The sequence below is a fragment of the Solwaraspora sp. WMMA2065 genome, assembly GCF_030345075.1.
In the GTDB taxonomy this organism is placed as follows: Bacteria; Actinomycetota; Actinomycetes; order Mycobacteriales; family Micromonosporaceae; genus Micromonospora_E.
In genome coordinates this window covers 2,455,732-2,469,590 of record NZ_CP128361.1, presented here as the reverse complement: position 1 = coordinate 2,469,590, position 13,859 = coordinate 2,455,732, and the positions used below count along the sequence as shown (strand labels likewise).

18 protein-coding genes and 2 CRISPR repeat arrays are annotated in these 13,859 nt (G+C 68.8%); of the genes, 13 read left to right on the top strand and 5 right to left on the bottom strand.

All coding sequences use genetic code 11. From position 1 onward, the window contains the following. Positions 1-9 precede the first annotated feature (9 nt). From O7610_RS11090 to O7610_RS11080, 3 genes are all read right to left on the bottom strand, one after another. A complete protein-coding gene (locus O7610_RS11090) occupies positions 10-870 on the bottom strand; it encodes a hypothetical protein (protein ID WP_289213213.1) in 861 nt (286 codons plus the stop codon). A gap of 48 nt (positions 871-918) precedes the next feature. After that, a CRISPR array of direct repeats spans positions 919-1,735; the repeat unit is 36 nt; unit sequence GTTTCAATCCGGCGCGGTTTTCGTGTGCTTGGGGAC. 331 nt (positions 1,736-2,066) lie between these two features. Continuing rightward, on the bottom strand, positions 2,067-2,303 hold the full coding sequence (locus O7610_RS11085) for a hypothetical protein (RefSeq protein ID WP_289213212.1): 237 nt from the start codon (positions 2,301-2,303) through the stop codon (positions 2,067-2,069). A 278-nt stretch (positions 2,304-2,581) separates the two neighbouring features. Beyond that, complete coding sequence (locus tag O7610_RS11080) at positions 2,582-3,214, bottom strand: hypothetical protein (RefSeq protein WP_289213211.1); 633 nt, start codon at positions 3,212-3,214, stop codon at positions 2,582-2,584. Positions 3,215-3,537: 323 nt separating this feature from the next. Between O7610_RS11080 and O7610_RS11075 the strand changes: the two genes are divergently transcribed. The 10 genes from O7610_RS11075 (at position 3,538) to O7610_RS11030 (ending at position 10,295) form a co-directional block, all read left to right on the top strand. Beyond that, positions 3,538-4,155, top strand: coding sequence for an E2/UBC family protein (locus O7610_RS11075; RefSeq protein ID WP_289213210.1), 618 nt, complete (start codon positions 3,538-3,540; stop codon positions 4,153-4,155). Then, complete coding sequence (locus tag O7610_RS11070) at positions 4,155-4,688, top strand: hypothetical protein (protein ID WP_289213209.1); 534 nt, start codon at positions 4,155-4,157, stop codon at positions 4,686-4,688. The genes O7610_RS11075 and O7610_RS11070 overlap by 1 nt, the downstream gene beginning before the upstream one ends. After that, the gene (locus O7610_RS11065) at positions 4,676-5,773 is read left to right on the top strand and encodes a HesA/MoeB/ThiF family protein (protein WP_289213208.1); all 1,098 of its coding nucleotides are present in this window, start codon (positions 4,676-4,678) and stop codon (positions 5,771-5,773) included. Before O7610_RS11070 ends, O7610_RS11065 begins: the two co-directional genes overlap by 13 nt. 1,264 nt (positions 5,774-7,037) lie before the next feature. Then, positions 7,038-7,979, top strand: coding sequence for a reverse transcriptase domain-containing protein (locus O7610_RS11060; protein WP_289213207.1), 942 nt, complete (start codon positions 7,038-7,040; stop codon positions 7,977-7,979). Beyond that, entirely contained in the window at positions 7,976-8,968 is a 993-nt protein-coding gene (gene cas1, locus O7610_RS11055; RefSeq protein WP_289213206.1) for a CRISPR-associated endonuclease Cas1, read from the top strand. The genes O7610_RS11060 and cas1 overlap by 4 nt, the downstream gene beginning before the upstream one ends. Positions 8,969-8,973: 5 nt before the next feature. Further along, the gene (locus tag O7610_RS11050) at positions 8,974-9,252 is read left to right on the top strand and encodes a CRISPR-associated endonuclease Cas2 (RefSeq protein WP_281550647.1); all 279 of its coding nucleotides are present in this window, start codon (positions 8,974-8,976) and stop codon (positions 9,250-9,252) included. After that, the gene (locus O7610_RS11045; protein WP_289213205.1) at positions 9,249-9,539 is read left to right on the top strand and encodes a CRISPR-associated endonuclease Cas2; all 291 of its coding nucleotides are present in this window, start codon (positions 9,249-9,251) and stop codon (positions 9,537-9,539) included. The genes O7610_RS11050 and O7610_RS11045 overlap by 4 nt, the downstream gene beginning before the upstream one ends. Positions 9,540-9,605: 66 nt before the next feature. After that, entirely contained in the window at positions 9,606-9,890 is a 285-nt protein-coding gene (locus O7610_RS11040) for a type II toxin-antitoxin system Phd/YefM family antitoxin (RefSeq protein ID WP_502959086.1), read from the top strand. A gap of 14 nt (positions 9,891-9,904) precedes the next feature. Next, complete coding sequence (locus O7610_RS11035; protein WP_289213204.1) at positions 9,905-10,114, top strand: DUF397 domain-containing protein; 210 nt, start codon at positions 9,905-9,907, stop codon at positions 10,112-10,114. A gap of 13 nt (positions 10,115-10,127) precedes the next feature. Then, a complete protein-coding gene (locus O7610_RS11030; RefSeq protein WP_289213203.1) occupies positions 10,128-10,295 on the top strand; it encodes a hypothetical protein in 168 nt (55 codons plus the stop codon). Positions 10,296-10,403: 108 nt separating this feature from the next. Here O7610_RS11030 and O7610_RS11025 read toward each other — a convergent pair whose 3' ends face one another. Continuing rightward, positions 10,404-10,610 (bottom strand): helix-turn-helix transcriptional regulator, encoded by a 207-nt coding sequence (locus O7610_RS11025; protein ID WP_233605958.1) that lies wholly within the window; start codon positions 10,608-10,610, stop codon positions 10,404-10,406. Between the two features lie 137 nt (positions 10,611-10,747). On the opposite strand from O7610_RS11025, the gene O7610_RS11020 reads away from it, so the two are divergent. The 3 genes from O7610_RS11020 to O7610_RS11010 all read left to right on the top strand — a co-directional run bounded on the left by O7610_RS11020 (position 10,748) and on the right by O7610_RS11010 (position 11,579). Further along, complete coding sequence (locus tag O7610_RS11020) at positions 10,748-11,029, top strand: DivIVA domain-containing protein (protein ID WP_289213202.1); 282 nt, start codon at positions 10,748-10,750, stop codon at positions 11,027-11,029. A 113-nt stretch (positions 11,030-11,142) separates the two neighbouring features. Then, positions 11,143-11,391: a hypothetical protein gene (locus O7610_RS11015; RefSeq protein ID WP_289213201.1), complete on the top strand. Its 249-nt coding sequence runs from the start codon at positions 11,143-11,145 to the stop codon at positions 11,389-11,391. Continuing rightward, positions 11,388-11,579 (top strand): hypothetical protein, encoded by a 192-nt coding sequence (locus O7610_RS11010; protein WP_289213200.1) that lies wholly within the window; start codon positions 11,388-11,390, stop codon positions 11,577-11,579. The genes O7610_RS11015 and O7610_RS11010 overlap by 4 nt, the downstream gene beginning before the upstream one ends. Before the next feature lie 450 nt (positions 11,580-12,029). Next, positions 12,030-12,352: a CRISPR direct-repeat array (repeat unit 37 nt; unit sequence GTTTCAATCCGGTGCGGTTTTCGTGTGTCCGGGGACT). A gap of 324 nt (positions 12,353-12,676) precedes the next feature. Here O7610_RS11010 and O7610_RS11005 read toward each other — a convergent pair. Further along, complete coding sequence (locus O7610_RS11005) at positions 12,677-13,810, bottom strand: SAVED domain-containing protein (RefSeq protein ID WP_289213199.1); 1,134 nt, start codon at positions 13,808-13,810, stop codon at positions 12,677-12,679. Positions 13,811-13,859 lie beyond the last annotated feature (49 nt).

Below are 13,859 nucleotides of genomic sequence, written 5' to 3'. Positions count from 1 at the left end.
GCGGCACAACTATGCCGCAGCAGGATCAGACCCTTCTGCGGTACGGCGTCCCCGGCCCGGTGTCCGGGCGGTCGCCGGCGTTCGCGTCGGTGACGCAGCGGCGACGAGGACCGCCGTGACGGTGAGCAGCCCGGCCAGCCACGCCATCGGGCGCAGGCCGACCATCGTGAAGCCGAGCCACGGCGGCGCCCACGGGTCGCCGCCGGTGATCGCTGCATGGCTGGCGGCCAGCCCACCCACCGCCAGAGCGGGCAGGCTCAATACGGTGGCAGCTCCGAGCAAGGAGACGGCGACGACCCGGACCCAGGCGCGTCCGCTGGTGTGCGCATCGAGCTGCCGGAGGGCAAGCAACGTGGTGATCAGGGCGACGAGGAATCCGGCGACCGCCAGCGGCCAGACCCACCACGGCCGCGCGCGGCCAACGTCGATCACGAAGCTCGTAGCATCCCGCGCAGACAGACGCACGGCGACACCGTCCCGGGTCGCCGTGAAAGCGTCGTAGTCGCCGTTGGCGCGGAATCGCTCGGCATCCCAACCGGCAGCCGTGAGCCGGTCGACCGCCTCGCTGACCGGACGGCCGTCGGAGGTCGACGCCGGACCGAACGGCAACGGCAGGGTGACGGTTCCGGCGACGTAGCCGTCACCTCCGACGAGCAGGGTCCAGGCACTGTCGACAGCCGGCGGAAATCCGTGCCGGTCACCGTTTCGGGTCGGCTCACTCACCTCGACGCCGGGAAACGCGACAGCGGCCACCTGTCGGGCTGCCGCCGTGTCGGTGGTCGGCCCTGCCGTCTGCCAACCCAGCCACGAACCGAATACGGCCCCGACAAGGCCGGCCAGCGTCGCAAGAATCAAATAAGTGATCTTCACCTTGTGTCCAGCGAGTAGAGCTGCAGGTCAACTGAATCTGGTGGCCAGGTTTCAGTCCGGCGCGGTTTTCGTGTGCTTGGGGACCCGTCGTGAACGCCGCCGTCAAGGCGAAGATCGGGGACGGTTTCAATCCGGCGCGGTTTTCGTGTGCTTGGGGACCTCAATCGTGGGGGGGGGATGGAGGGCGGCCCTGCCAGTTTCAATCCGGCGCGGTTTTCGTGTGCTTGGGGACTATGGGTAGTGGTGGCGGCCCGCCGGGGCTGGTTCAATCCGGCGCGGTTTTCGTGTGCTTGGGGACACATTCCGCCAGTCCTTCATCACCGGCCCGCAGGGAGGTTTCAATCCGGCGCGGTTTTCGTGTGCTTGGGGACACCGTTCTTCAACCGAGAGGAGGTGAAGAAATGCCCAAGTTTCAATCCGGCGCGGTTTTCGTGTGCTTGGGGACCCGTTCCGAGCCTGTACTCAGAACGGTAACAGCATCAGTTTCAATCCGGCGCGGTTTTCGTGTGCTTGGGGACCACCGGCAGCAGCCGGAGCAGTGCTAGGTGTGGCAGTTTCAATCCGGCGCGGTTTTCGTGTGCTTGGGGACCGCCGTTCCCACCGCTGACGAAGCGGTGCGGGAGGTTTCAATCCGGCGCGGTTTTCGTGTGCTTGGGGACCGGGGTACGCCTTTTCCATCAACCTGGTGAAGTTTCAATCCGGCGCGGTTTTCGTGTGCTTGGGGACCATGGCCACGTGCGTGCGCTTCGGCACGTGTAAGGTTTCAATCCGGCGCGGTTTTCGTGTGCTTGGGGACTGTGGATCCCCAAAAGAATGGGGCAGCGGTCAAGTTTCAATCCGGCGCGGTTTTCGTGTGCTTGGGGACCGTGTCCGAAATGTCGGGCGGTCTGACCTGCGGAAACAGGGGCTCTCGGGGGCAACCTCCTGTTGATCATGATCTTGGAGAGTGGCTAGATGATCTCCGAAGACCATGTTTTCGCAGCTCAGGTTTACTTTGGGATCTTTCCGCCAACCTACCCCGGATCCCGGGCGTGTCGGGGGTTGTCGCAACGGGCATTCCGGACCAATCACCTCCCTGGGTGGCTCTGGTGGGCCTGCCGGGCTCCAGTCTATTCGCTCGTCCACAGTGATGGAATAGGGGAGTGGGTGGGGCGGCGGTGGGTTTCCGTCGCCCCACCCACTCCCCGGATACCGGACTATCCGGGCGGTTCCGATAGGAGATCGTCCAGCCACTCGACACCGGCACCGGCGACGAGGACCGCGAGGATTTCCAGTCGCCGACGGGCTGTGCCGGCCGGCAGCCGCAGTCGTCGCGCGCAGGACTTCTCCAGGTCGACGGCGGATCGTTCGAGCGCGACATCGCACATCTCGGCGAGCAGTTTCGGCAGCCCGCTGCGGCGTACGGCCGGGTTGGCCAGTAGCCGCAGCAGCACTTGGCGGCGGCGACGCCGTTGGGGAGTGTCGCCGGGTCGGCGTACCGCTCGGCCGGGTCGCCCGGGGCGGTGCCGCGGATCGGCCGGGCACCCGGCAGGTCGTCGCACGGGTCGAGCCGGTCGGCGCGACGGTGCAGTGCGGCGGCGACGTTCGCCTCGTAGAAACTCGGGTTGATCCGTCGGAGCTGGTCGACGGCCGCCGTCAGACGCAGGCGTACCTGCTGGTCCGTGAGTCCGTGCTTGGCCGCCGCGTGCGGGATCCGCCACGGGTCGGAGACCTAGTCGCGCAGCCCGATCACGAAGCTGATCAGCAGGTCCAGGCCGACCGGGTCGTTGGCCAGCGGCGCTGCCCAGCGGGCGGTGGTGAGGTCCCGTTCGGGGCGGGCGTGCATGCCGCGTGCGGTCGCCGACCGGCGGCGCAGCTCGGCGATGGCCTGGCGTTGGTCCTGGTGCACGAACTGCCAGTAGATGGCGCGTAGCCAGGGTGCGATGTCGGCGTTGGCCCGGTTCGGGTGGTGGGCGTAGCGGAGCAGGTCCGCGCCAGCGGCGTCCGGGTCGACCGTCGACGCCTGTGGCCCGTAGAGGAAGGACACCACCTGGTTGATCTCCTCGATCCGGCTGGGGCCGCCGACGCCGGTGCGGGCGCTGCCGCTGGCGGTGCCGTGGACGGTGGCATTGCGCCGCAGTCGGTCGAACTGGCGGCGGATGTGCTCGTCGCGTACGTCGGCGCAGTTGGCGCACAGGTGCAGCCACCGGTTGGCGGCGCGCGGGCTGTCGACGCAGTGGCTGGTGCCGTGCACGGTGCGGGCGATGACCATCCCCAGGTGGTGGGTCATGGCGCGGACGACGGCGAGGAGGAAGCAGGCGTACGTGTCGTTCGGGTCTTCCGGTGAGCGCAGTGCGGTGTCCATCGAGGTGCCTCCCGTTGCGACGCAGGAGAACAGCGGGGTGGATGAGCAGGCGGGCTGGGTGCCCGCCGGACGACACCGGTGTCGTGATGTGGTGGGGAGCGACCGCCCAGGGCGCCGGCCCGAGAGCCGTGGACGATGGTCGCGGCAGCCAGTGAGATTAACCCCTGGTGTTCGTGCAACTACCATACGTGTGGTTACTCGATGGTAGCAACTGGAGGCCGATCCAAAGCCGGTGACCGTCCACACACGTCCAGCTGGTGGACTGCGCTGCCACTTCGTCCATCTGTTCCAGGTAGGAGCAACCCCGGCAACCGGAGGACGACATGGGCAAAACGATCAGGATCAACGGGGTCGACGTACCGGTAATCGACGACATGCTGTCCGGCCGCGACATCAAGCGGGCGGCCGGCCTGCCGCAGGAACGGGTCCTGGTCCGCCAGGACGACGACCGCAACGTCATCGTCCCCGACGACCAGCGGATCCGCGTCGCCGATCAGCAGCAGTTCACCCACCACGCCCGGCACTCCAAGGCGATGACGACGCTCGACCCGAGGCGGCTGCGCATCCGCCACGAAGCCGCCCAGCTCGCGTACGCGTACCCGGGGCTGACCGTCGCCGACGACGAATCCTGGCTGCACATCCCCGAGTTCCGGCTCCCGCCGCACTGGGAGCCGGACCGCACCACCGTGCTGATCGTGCCGCCGGCCACCTACCCGGAGACCGCACCGGACGGCTTCTTCCTCGGCGACCACCTGCGCCGCCGCGACGGCCGCGCGCTCGTGCAACCGCCCCACTACTTCTCGGCCTACAAGAACCGATACGCCGAGCTGGGCTACCGCTGGTACTGCCTGGAAGACCCGGAACGCAACTGGGATCCGCGTTTCGACTCGCTGGTCAGCTACGTCGAGGCGATCCGCACCTACCTCGGCACGGTCGACTGATGTCCTGCGTGCTGCGGATCAGCCACGACACCTGGGACACCGTACGGCGGCATCTGCGCGACAGTGACGACGAACGCGGCGCCTACCTGCTGGCCCGCGCCGGCCGGTGGACCGACCCGTGGGGCGCCGGGGCCGTCACCGACTTGCTGGTCACCCGGGCCATCCCGATCCCGGACGACGCGCTGTCGGTGCAGAACGGCGTACGGATCGAAGTCGCCGCCTGGCTGACCCGGGAGGTGCTGATCGCCTGCTTCGAGACCGGCCTGTCCCTGGTCGACGTGCACAGTCATCCGTTCGCCGACGACACGGTCAGGTTCTCCGGCCTGGACGTGGAGAACATGCGCCAGACGCACACCGAGTTCCTCGACCGGATGCCGGCCGCGCCGCCGGTCGGTGTGGCGTCGGTGGTGCTCGGGCAGGCGTCGGTGGCCGGCGCGTACACCGACCCGGACGACGGGACGCTGCGGATGCTCGACCGGTTGGTGCTGCTCGGCGACGACGACCTGACCGAGGTGAAACTGTGCCGATTCTGACCACGCCGATCCTGACCGCACCGGCCGGTGGGCCGGACCCGCAGGCCGGTGCCACTGGGCCGACCCCGGCGGACCGCTACGACCGGCAGGTGCGGGCGTTCGGCCCGCACACGCAGCGCCGGCTCGCCGAGCTGACCGTCGCCGTGGTCGGCCTCGGCGGTGTCGGCAGCCAGGTCGTCCAGTCGCTGGCCCACCTGGGCGTGGGCGGCCTGCTGCTGGTCGACCCCGACACGGTCACCGCCACCAACCTGAACCGTCTGGTCGGCGCCAAGCCGGCCGACGTGGCGCGGGCGGCGACCAAGGTCACCGTCGCGGCACGCACGGTCCGGACCATCAACCCGCAGGTACGGGTACGCGGCATCGCCGGCAGCATCCTCGACCCGGTCGTCTGGCAGCAGGTGCGCCCGGCCGAGGTGATCGTCGGCGCGGTTGACGGGCACGCGCCACGCTGGGCGTTGAACCGGCTGGCCGTGCAGTACGCCCGCTGCTATCTCGACGTCGGGGTCGAGCTGGGGCCGGCACCCCGCCCGGAGCCGCCCGACGACCACAACCAAGAAACCAATTCCCGGGTACGGCTGGAAGCCGGCGGGCATCTGGCGGTGGTCCGCCCCGGTGGCCCGTGCCTGCTCTGCCTGTCCGGCTACGACCCGCGTCTGGTGGATGCCGAGCTTGATCCCGGGTTGGCCGCTGCACGCCGGGCGGCCGGCTACCGGGTCGACGATCCGGCCGAGCCGACGCCCAGCGTGGTTTTCCTCAACCAGATCATCGCCGGGTACGCAGTCGGCGAGCTGCTGAACTATGTCTCGCCGTGGCGGCCACCGGTGCGGTATCTGCTGGTGGACGCGGCGGCGAACGAAACGGCGGTGCTGGACGCCGACCGCGACCCGGAGTGCCTGGCCTGCGGGCCGGACTCACCACGCGGTCTCAGCGACGCCGCCGGCCCACCGTCGGTGGCCCGGACCACCGCGCCACCAGCGGCCCACGACGCTGCCGGAGCATCACCGAGCCCGAACACCCAGCCATCCCGATATCCGTCACCCGGCGAGCCAGGCCCCCGCAACGAGTCCCGCCACCACGACACCTGATCCCAGCCCGACTGACGCTGTCTCTCGATAGACCCGATGCGACTTCGCGTGATCCCGTCACGGGATTTTCTCCCCTGGACGGGATCACGCGCTGCGGTGCATCGGGATCAATGTTGCACCGTCGTGGCTTTGCCACTCGCGGACACCACGACGGGCATTTGCTTGCCCGAATCTGGCGCGATTCTCGTGTGTCCGGGGACACCTGTACCGTGGAGTGGCACTGTTCTTCGGTGGAGGGGTTTCAATTCGGCGCGGTTTTCATGTGTCCGGGGACCCTCGCGTAGAGTGGCGCTGTCCAAGTGCTCCTGCAGTTTCAATCCGGCGCGGTTTTCGTGTGTCTGGGGACTGCGCGAACTGCAGCTTGTGCTTCGCTCTGAGGGGAACAAGTTTCAATCCGGCGCGGTTTTCGTGTGTCTGGGGACCCCAGTTCCCCGACGCGAAGACGGCTTCGGCGGCGGTTTCAGTCCGGCGCGGTTTTCGTGTGTCTGGGGACCCCGGCAACCTGGTGCCCCGTTGACCCCAATGGGGCGGTTTCAGTCCGGCGCGGTTTTCGTGTGTCTGGGGACCCCCCGTACATCGAGGCCAACGCGCAGTTCAAGGTTTCAGTCCGGCGCGGTTTTCGTGTGTCTGGGGACCACCCGTACCGCCGTTCTCCAGATCAGACTGAAAGTGCTTCAATCCGGCGCGGTTTTCGTGTGTCCGGGGACCCGTTCTACAGGAAGGAAAGGAAATGGCTCTCGCTGGTTTCAATCCGGCGCGGTTTTCGTGTGTCCGGGGACTCGACGAAAGGTCAACAGTGGCCCAAGACAACGGCAGTTTCAATCCGGCGCGGTTTTCGTGTGTCCGGGGACCTGGGGGCACTCCTTCAGTGTCAGCCGCGGGGGGTTTCAATCCGGCGCGGTTTTCGTGTGTCCGGGGACCCTGCCGTCGCGATTGTTCTACGAGAACATCGCCGGTTTCAATCCGGCGCGGTTTTCGTGTGTCCGGGGACCGTGTCCGAAATGTCGGGCGGTCTGAGCTGGGCAAACATGGTGCTCTGGGGGCAACCTCTTGTTGATCATGATCTTGGGGAAGCCTCAAATGATCTCCGTGGGGCAAGTTTTCGCAGCTCAGGTTCACTTTGGGATCTTTCCGCCAACCTATCCGGGATCCCGGGCGTGTCGGAGGTTGTCGCAAGGGGCATTTCCGGACATAAGCTCCTGTTGATCTCGGCGGTAACGTCGATGCCACCGATTCTATCGGAGTTCGTCCGTCCGATCTCGGCATGAATACCTCTCCTTCCCGGCTGTTGAGTCGGATGTCTGACCAGCCGACGTTGTGGGCCGCCTGGTCGCGGGTCGCCGCCGGCACCGCACTCGCCGGAGCGGACGGCGTGACCGTCGCCGAGTTCGCCCACCACCTCGGCCCACGACTGGAGTCGCTGTCCGCGCTGCTGCGCAGCGGCGAATACACTCCGCAACCCCTTCGACTGATGACCGTCACCCGTGGTGGCGAGCGCCGCGACCGGGGCATTCCGACCGTCGCCGACCGGGTCGCCCAGCGCGCTTTCCTGCACGTCGCCGGCGACCGGTGGGAGACCCGCCGCGCCGAGGTCAGTTTCGCGTACCAGCGGGGTCGTTCCTGGGTGGACGCGCTGACGATGGCTCTCGCGTACCGGGACAAGGGTTTGCGCTATGTGGTCCGCGCGGACATCGCGGATTTCTTCGCCAGCGTCGACCACCAGCTCCTGCACGAGATGGTCAGCGGCAGTCTCGCCGACCCGGCGGTCAGCCGGATCGTACGCGGCTGGTTCACCGCGCCGATGCTGACCGCCGCCGGTCTGCGTACCCGGGGTCGGGGTGTTCCCGAAGGCGCGCCGATCAGTCCGACCCTGGCCAATCTCTACCTGCGTGAGTTCGACGCCCGGGTCGACGGCCGGCACGGCCGGCTGGTGCGTTACGCCGACGACCTGGCGCTGTTCTGCCTCGACCTCGACGCGGCGGTCAACGGCGCCCGGCAGATCGGTGCCGAGCTGGCCGCGCTCAACCTGCGGCTGCACCCGGGCAAGACGCAGATCACCACGTTCGACGCTGGGTTCAGCATGCTCGGCTGGGTGTTCGACGGCGAGCACGGTCGGCCCAAGCAGCCCAACGCGGACTGGACGCACCCGCTGCTCAACACGCCGCAGCGGGGCAAGCTGCCGGCCAGCAACGGGAGCCGGCGATGATCGGCAAGGCGTTCCACGTGATCGGCCCGGACTGCGTCCTCGGCCGGCGCGACGGCCGGCTCGTCGTGCACCGCGACGGTGTGCTGCGTGCCTCCGCGCCGCTGACCATGGTCGGCGAGGTCGTCACCACCGGCCGGGTGACCGTCACCCCGCACGCAATGCACAGCATGCTCGCCCACGACATCCCGTTGATCCTGCTCAGCCGCAACGGCCGACCGCTCGGCCGGCTCGAACCGCCCACCGCCGGGCACATCGCCGCCCGGCTGCGTCAACTCGACCGGCACCGCGACCCGGCTGCCCGGCTCGACCTGGCCCGTGCTGTCATCCCCGCTAAGATCGCCAACCAGGCGACGCTGCTGCGCCGCCGCGCGAAACGCAGCGGCGACCCGGCGACGGTGTGGGCGGCGGTGACCCGGCTCGCCGAGTTCGAGCAGGCCGCCAGCGCCGCGACCGACCTGGCGCAGCTGATCGGCATCGAAGGCGCGGCGGCCGGGGCGTACTTCCGGGCTATCCGGGTGATGACCCCGGCCGAGTACGGGTTCGCCGCCCGCGACCGCAGCCGCCGCGACGTGACCAACGCGCTGATCAACTACTGTTCGGCGCTGCTGCGGGAAACCGTGCACGGGGCGATCCTCGCCGCCGGGCTCGACCCGTACCTGTCGTTCCTGCACACTCCGAGCCGGGGCCGGCCCACGCTCGCCTTCGACCTGATGGAGGAGTGGCGGCCGGCGCTGCTGGAGAGCACCGTGCTGGCGATGCTCGGTCTGCGTACCGTGACCGACGCCGACTTCGACGGCACCCACCTGACACCCGGCGCGACGTCCGCGCTGATCTCGCGGTATCAGGCCCGGCTGGCCATGCCGGCCCGCGAATGGCCGGCCCCCGCCGACCAGCCGACCTACCACCAACTGGTACGCCGCCAGGCGCTGCGGCTGCGCGGCTGGCTGCTCGACGAGCAGGCGCGGTACCGGCCGTTCCGCTGGAGGTGACCGGCATGCAGCCCAGTTGGTGGACCGTCACCTTCGACCTGCCCGACGACCGCGACCGCCGGCAGCTGACGACGCTGCTGCGCCGCCACGGCGTACGGGTGCTGTACAGCGTCTTCACCATCCACATCGGTGACGCGCATCTGGACCGGCTGCTCGCCGCCAGCGCCGAACGGTTCACCGGCGGCGGGCACCTGCTGGCCCTGCCGTCCTGCCCGGACTGCGAAACCGCCGGGTACGGCGTACCGCTGGAAGTTCTCCCCGAGCAGGGCTGGGCCGGCTGGTGAACCGGCCGGTGCTCGTCGTCTACGACATCGTGAACGACCGCCGCCGTGCCGAGGTCCGCGCCCGGCTCGGCCCGATCGCCGACCGCTTCCAGTACAGCGGGTGGCTGGTGCCACCGGAGGTCAACCTGACCGCGGCCCGGGTCGTCGCCGACCTGGCCGCGGTCGCCGGCCCGGCGGACCGGATCCACGGCCACGCCCCGTGCCCCGACTGCGCCCGCCGGGCCAGGTGGCTGCCGGTCCGCCAGCCACACCGCCTCCCCCGCCAACCCGGCTGGACCGCCCACTGAACGTGGCCGCCGATCTACTGGGGTCGCCAACGTGGCTGGCAAGGCACCGGGCGGTACGGTGCCCGTGTGGAGCGGATCACGCTGGAAGACCTCCGCGATGACGCGGGCAGGGCGCTGGAGTCGGTCGGGCGCACCGGCGAGCCGGTCATCATCACCACGCACGAGCGGCCGGTGGCCGTACTGGTCGGGATCGACGAGTGGGAAGAGCTCGAAGCGTTCCGGGACAGCAAGGACGCTGCGGTGATCGTCCGCTCCCGTGCCGAGGGACAGTTCGTGCCGCTGTCGGCGGCGCTGGAGTCGCTCGGGGTCGAACCTCGTGAAGTTCAAGCTGCAGCTGGGGCGGGTCGGTGAGGAGAATCGAGGTAATGAGCAGCTTTCCAGCCGCAGGTTGGCGCAAGTCCACGCGGTCCGGCGGCGACGACAACTGCGTCGAGGTGAACGTGACGGGTGATCGGGTGGGCGTGCGGGACAGTAAGGCCGGCCCGGCGGGTCCGATTCTCGACTTCAGCCGTACATCGTTCGCATCGTTGCTCCACAGCCTGCCCGCCAGACAGGGGTACCCCGAACGGACGTGATCCCCGTTTCCGGTTGCTGACCGCGCGTGGGGTGGCGGCGGCACCTGATGGTGATCCGCAGGGGACGCTCTTTGACGCGGTGGCGGCGATGCGGAACCGGCCGGACGCGGATGTGCTGGCCCAGGCGCGGGAGACCCTCGCGGGACATGCCGAGTCGGTTGGCGGAGTGTCGGGCGTGTGACCTGCCGGCGCGCGCCGCCGACAGGTGACGACGTACATGGAAGGACGTAGATCAGTACCTCGCCCGAGCCGGCCGGGTCCGCGCTGCCGATTCGGAGGGCGGAGAGGGCTACTCGTCGGCGTCCGGGCGCGGCGGCCGGTTGTGCTTCGCCCACTCGGTGATCTCGGCGGCGAGGTACACCTTCATGCCGCGTAGCTCCTGGTAGGGCTTCGGAAAGCCGGGTCGGCGAGCGATCTGTTGGAACCGCTGCCGAGACACGCCGAGGTACTCGGCGATCTCGTACGGACCCATCAACTCGCCCGGTCCTCCGGTCATGAGCCGAACGGTAGGCATGTTCGGGTCTACCCAATCGGAACTACCCTATTGACTACTCCTGCAAGTGTGGCTCATGATTCGCGTGTGCCAGCAGGGATCGGGAGACGCGGGATCGGGGTTGCGCAGTGTCCGAGGGCGTGAGGCATCAGGTCGAACCGCACCAGGTCAGGGCGGTCCGGTTCGGGTCGCGGTGGCGTGGGCTGGACCCCGACGAGGTGTACGTCTATCTGGGGCTTCTCGCCGACGAGCTGGATCGGCTGGTCCGACAGAGCGATGCCGCTCGGACCGAGTCCGAACGGCTCCGGGAAGGACTGCGGCAGTGGCGGCAACGGCACATCGGCTGCCGGTTCGACGACCCGCCGCCGGCATCGGGTGATCCGGAGCCCGGTCGGCAAACCCGGAACAGGGGTCGGTGGTGAGCGGCGGAGTTCGCTGGACGATCCACGTACCCACCCCTGGCCAGACGAGGCGGCCCTGAGCGGCGCGGACACGCCAGCCCGGGGCCTTGATCGGACACAGGAGGTCCGACCCGATGAACAGTTTCCCCGCCCCACCGGACGAACTCGCACCCGCCCGGCTGATGGCGCTCTACCCGCCCGGCAAGAGCCCTGTCATCGACCGGGTGGAGAACGCGCTCCGGGCGTTCGAGGCCACCGACCGGCCCAGCGCCGAACGTCTGCTGTCCATGTGGGCACACACTCCGGAGCTGTCCCGCCGGGAGCGGGCCGCCGTGCTCGCCCGGTTCGATCCCACCGATTCGGGCGGAGGGCGTACGTCGTGACGATCCTGGTGATCGGCCCGCGTGAGCTGCCGAAGACGGACACGGTGGAGGTGTGGTGTGACGCGGGTTCCGGCGGGACGGGGCAGCGCGTCATGGTCTCCGTGAAGCTGCTGACCCTCTCCGGGCGCGACCGTGGGGAGGGCCGAACGGCGCTGTACGAGTACGAGTCGTACTACTGCCGGGAGTGACCGAACCCGGGTAATTCTGGCCGGGCGTTCCGTCGTCCGTGTGGGTCAGGTGGCCGGAACTGGTTCGGGCGGTTACGTCGTACGGCGCCCCGGCTCCATGGCCGGCCACTTGTGCCCAACGCCTACGCCAACGGGGGCGTCGTACGGCTGGGTGCGCTCCGGGCCTTTCGTTCCGCTTTGGGTGACCCGGCGGACCTCGGGGTCGGGCCGGTGGCTGCAACCACCGACCCAACCCCACCATCCTCATCCGTAGAGAAGGCAGAGGATCATGGACATCTGCGCGTTGACGAGCGCCGCGCTAATCGGCTTCCTCGCAGGCCTGTTCTCGTTCCGAGTCAAGAGCCGCTGGTGCCCCAAGTGCGGCGAGCTGACCACCACTCCATCGCCGCCACGCTGACACCCAGCCCTGAATTCGACTCGGGGCTTCTCGTCCTTGACGTTTTGGAACGGCTTTCAATCCGGTGCGGTTTTCGTGTGTCCGGGGACCATCGTGTACTGCCCGGCAACCAACGCCGTTCTCAAGTTTCAATCCGGTGCGGTTTTCGTGTGTCCGGGGACTCGACCACGCCATGCGCCTCATCGCGCTGGTGGTGGCTGGTTTCAATCCGGTGCGGTTTTCGTGTGTCCGGGGACTGTAGCCGGGGCCATTACCAAAGGCCTGTCAGAGTTTCAATCCGGTGCGGTTTTCGTGTGTCCGGGGACTTGGGACTACCGAGTTTACGCGCTCATATCACCGGTTTCAATCCGGTGCGGTTTTCGTGTGTCCGGGGACCGTGTCCGAAATGTCGGGCGGCCTGAGCTGGGCAAACAGGTGGCTCGGAGGGCAACCTCATGATCATCATGATCTTGATGCCGGCTTAGATGATCTCTGTGAGGTGGGTTTTCGCAGCTCGGGCGCACTTTGGGATCTTTCCGCCAACCTCCCCTGGATCCCGGGCGTGCCGGAGGTTGTCGCAATCGACATTTCGCCGCAACTCCGGCACTTAATCTTGCGTACATCGATGGCTTGTCTGTCCTCGATGGAGGCTGCTGGGTCCGGCGTGGTTGTCTCACCTCCCGTCCGGTAGTCGCCGACAGGTCGATGTGGAAATTGTCGCTCACCGGGTCGGCTCCGGCAAGGGAAACGGTTGGTACGAGTGGGTGTCCCGGTCGAACGAAAAGACCGTCCACCGCCCCGGATCCGGTGCCGCCAGGCGGGCACCCAACGCCAGCGAGATCGCCACCGAGCCGCTGAGGAACACCGCGTACCGGCCGGTGCGGGCGGCACTCGGCAACGCGGCGGCCAGCCACTCCCGGCGGGCCTGCTCCACCACCCCGGTATAGGTGGCCGCGTCCTCGGCCAGCAACGAACCCGCGCTGCGCAGCACCAGCAGGTGACCGATGCCGTGTTGTCGGCAGGTCTCCCGTACCGGATCGGCGAACTGGCGCCCGAAACCCTGCAGATCCAGCGCGAGCGCCGCCCGCGACGGATCCCCGCCCGCCACGACCTCCAGGCTCGCCGACAGCGGAGCCGCCGCCGACTCGGTGGCCCGCAACGCCGTCGCCGCGAAATACGGGGGAGACCCGTCGGCCTGGCGGACGGCGTGGACCCGCACCTCACGCGAATGGGTGTGACCCAGCCGGGCACCGAACCAGAACGCCAGATGCAGCGGCATCGTCGGGATCAGATTGACCCGGGTCGCCTCCGGCGTCAGCCGCTGCGCCAGCATCAACGCGTTGAACGTCTCATCCGCCAACTCCTCGACCCGAGACTTGTCCACCACCGGATCGCCGGACAAGGTGACCGCCGTCGCCACCGTCACCGCACACGTCGACCGGCTGAACTCCTCGGCCTGCTGCTCGTACTGCCGGGCCCTGGCCAGCCCGCGCCCGACGTCGCGCGCGGTCACCACGATCCCCACCTGCACCTGCCGGTGCGCCCGCTCCCGCAGCCCGAACCCGGCCACCAGCAGTGTCACCCCGGCCAGGCAGCCCACCACGAACCACCACCGGCCGGCCGCCTCACCGACCATCACCGACTTGGCCGCCTCGACACCGAACCCGCCGGCCAGCGCGCCGCCGACCGCCACCGCCGCCGTCCCGTCCGACAACGCCGCCCGCAGCCCGCCCGCCCAGCCGCCCCGGTCACCGCCCGACCCGCCGCCGGCCCGGGCCGGCCGGCCCGCCCGGCCGCCACCGGTGGCCGAGCCGAACACCGTCAGCCCCGGTCCGTCCCACCGATCGTCCGTCACCGTGCCATCATCGACGCCGACCGCGCCACTGTGGAACCCGTCGCCGGGG

Coding starts and splice junctions, on each gene's coding strand:
- O7610_RS11080 (WP_289213211.1), bottom strand. CDS start 3,214: ATGGACACCGCACTGCGCTCACCGGAAGACCCGAACGACACGTACGCC.
- O7610_RS11075 (WP_289213210.1), top strand. CDS start 3,538: ATGGGCAAAACGATCAGGATCAACGGGGTCGACGTACCGGTAATCGAC.
- O7610_RS11070 (WP_289213209.1), top strand. CDS start 4,155: ATGTCCTGCGTGCTGCGGATCAGCCACGACACCTGGGACACCGTACGG.
- O7610_RS11060 (WP_289213207.1), top strand. CDS start 7,038: ATGAATACCTCTCCTTCCCGGCTGTTGAGTCGGATGTCTGACCAGCCG.
- cas1 (WP_289213206.1), top strand. CDS start 7,976: ATGATCGGCAAGGCGTTCCACGTGATCGGCCCGGACTGCGTCCTCGGC.
- O7610_RS11050 (WP_281550647.1), top strand. CDS start 8,974: ATGCAGCCCAGTTGGTGGACCGTCACCTTCGACCTGCCCGACGACCGC.
- O7610_RS11035 (WP_289213204.1), top strand. CDS start 9,905: ATGAGCAGCTTTCCAGCCGCAGGTTGGCGCAAGTCCACGCGGTCCGGC.
- O7610_RS11025 (WP_233605958.1), bottom strand. CDS start 10,610: ATGACCGGAGGACCGGGCGAGTTGATGGGTCCGTACGAGATCGCCGAG.
- O7610_RS11015 (WP_289213201.1), top strand. CDS start 11,143: ATGAACAGTTTCCCCGCCCCACCGGACGAACTCGCACCCGCCCGGCTG.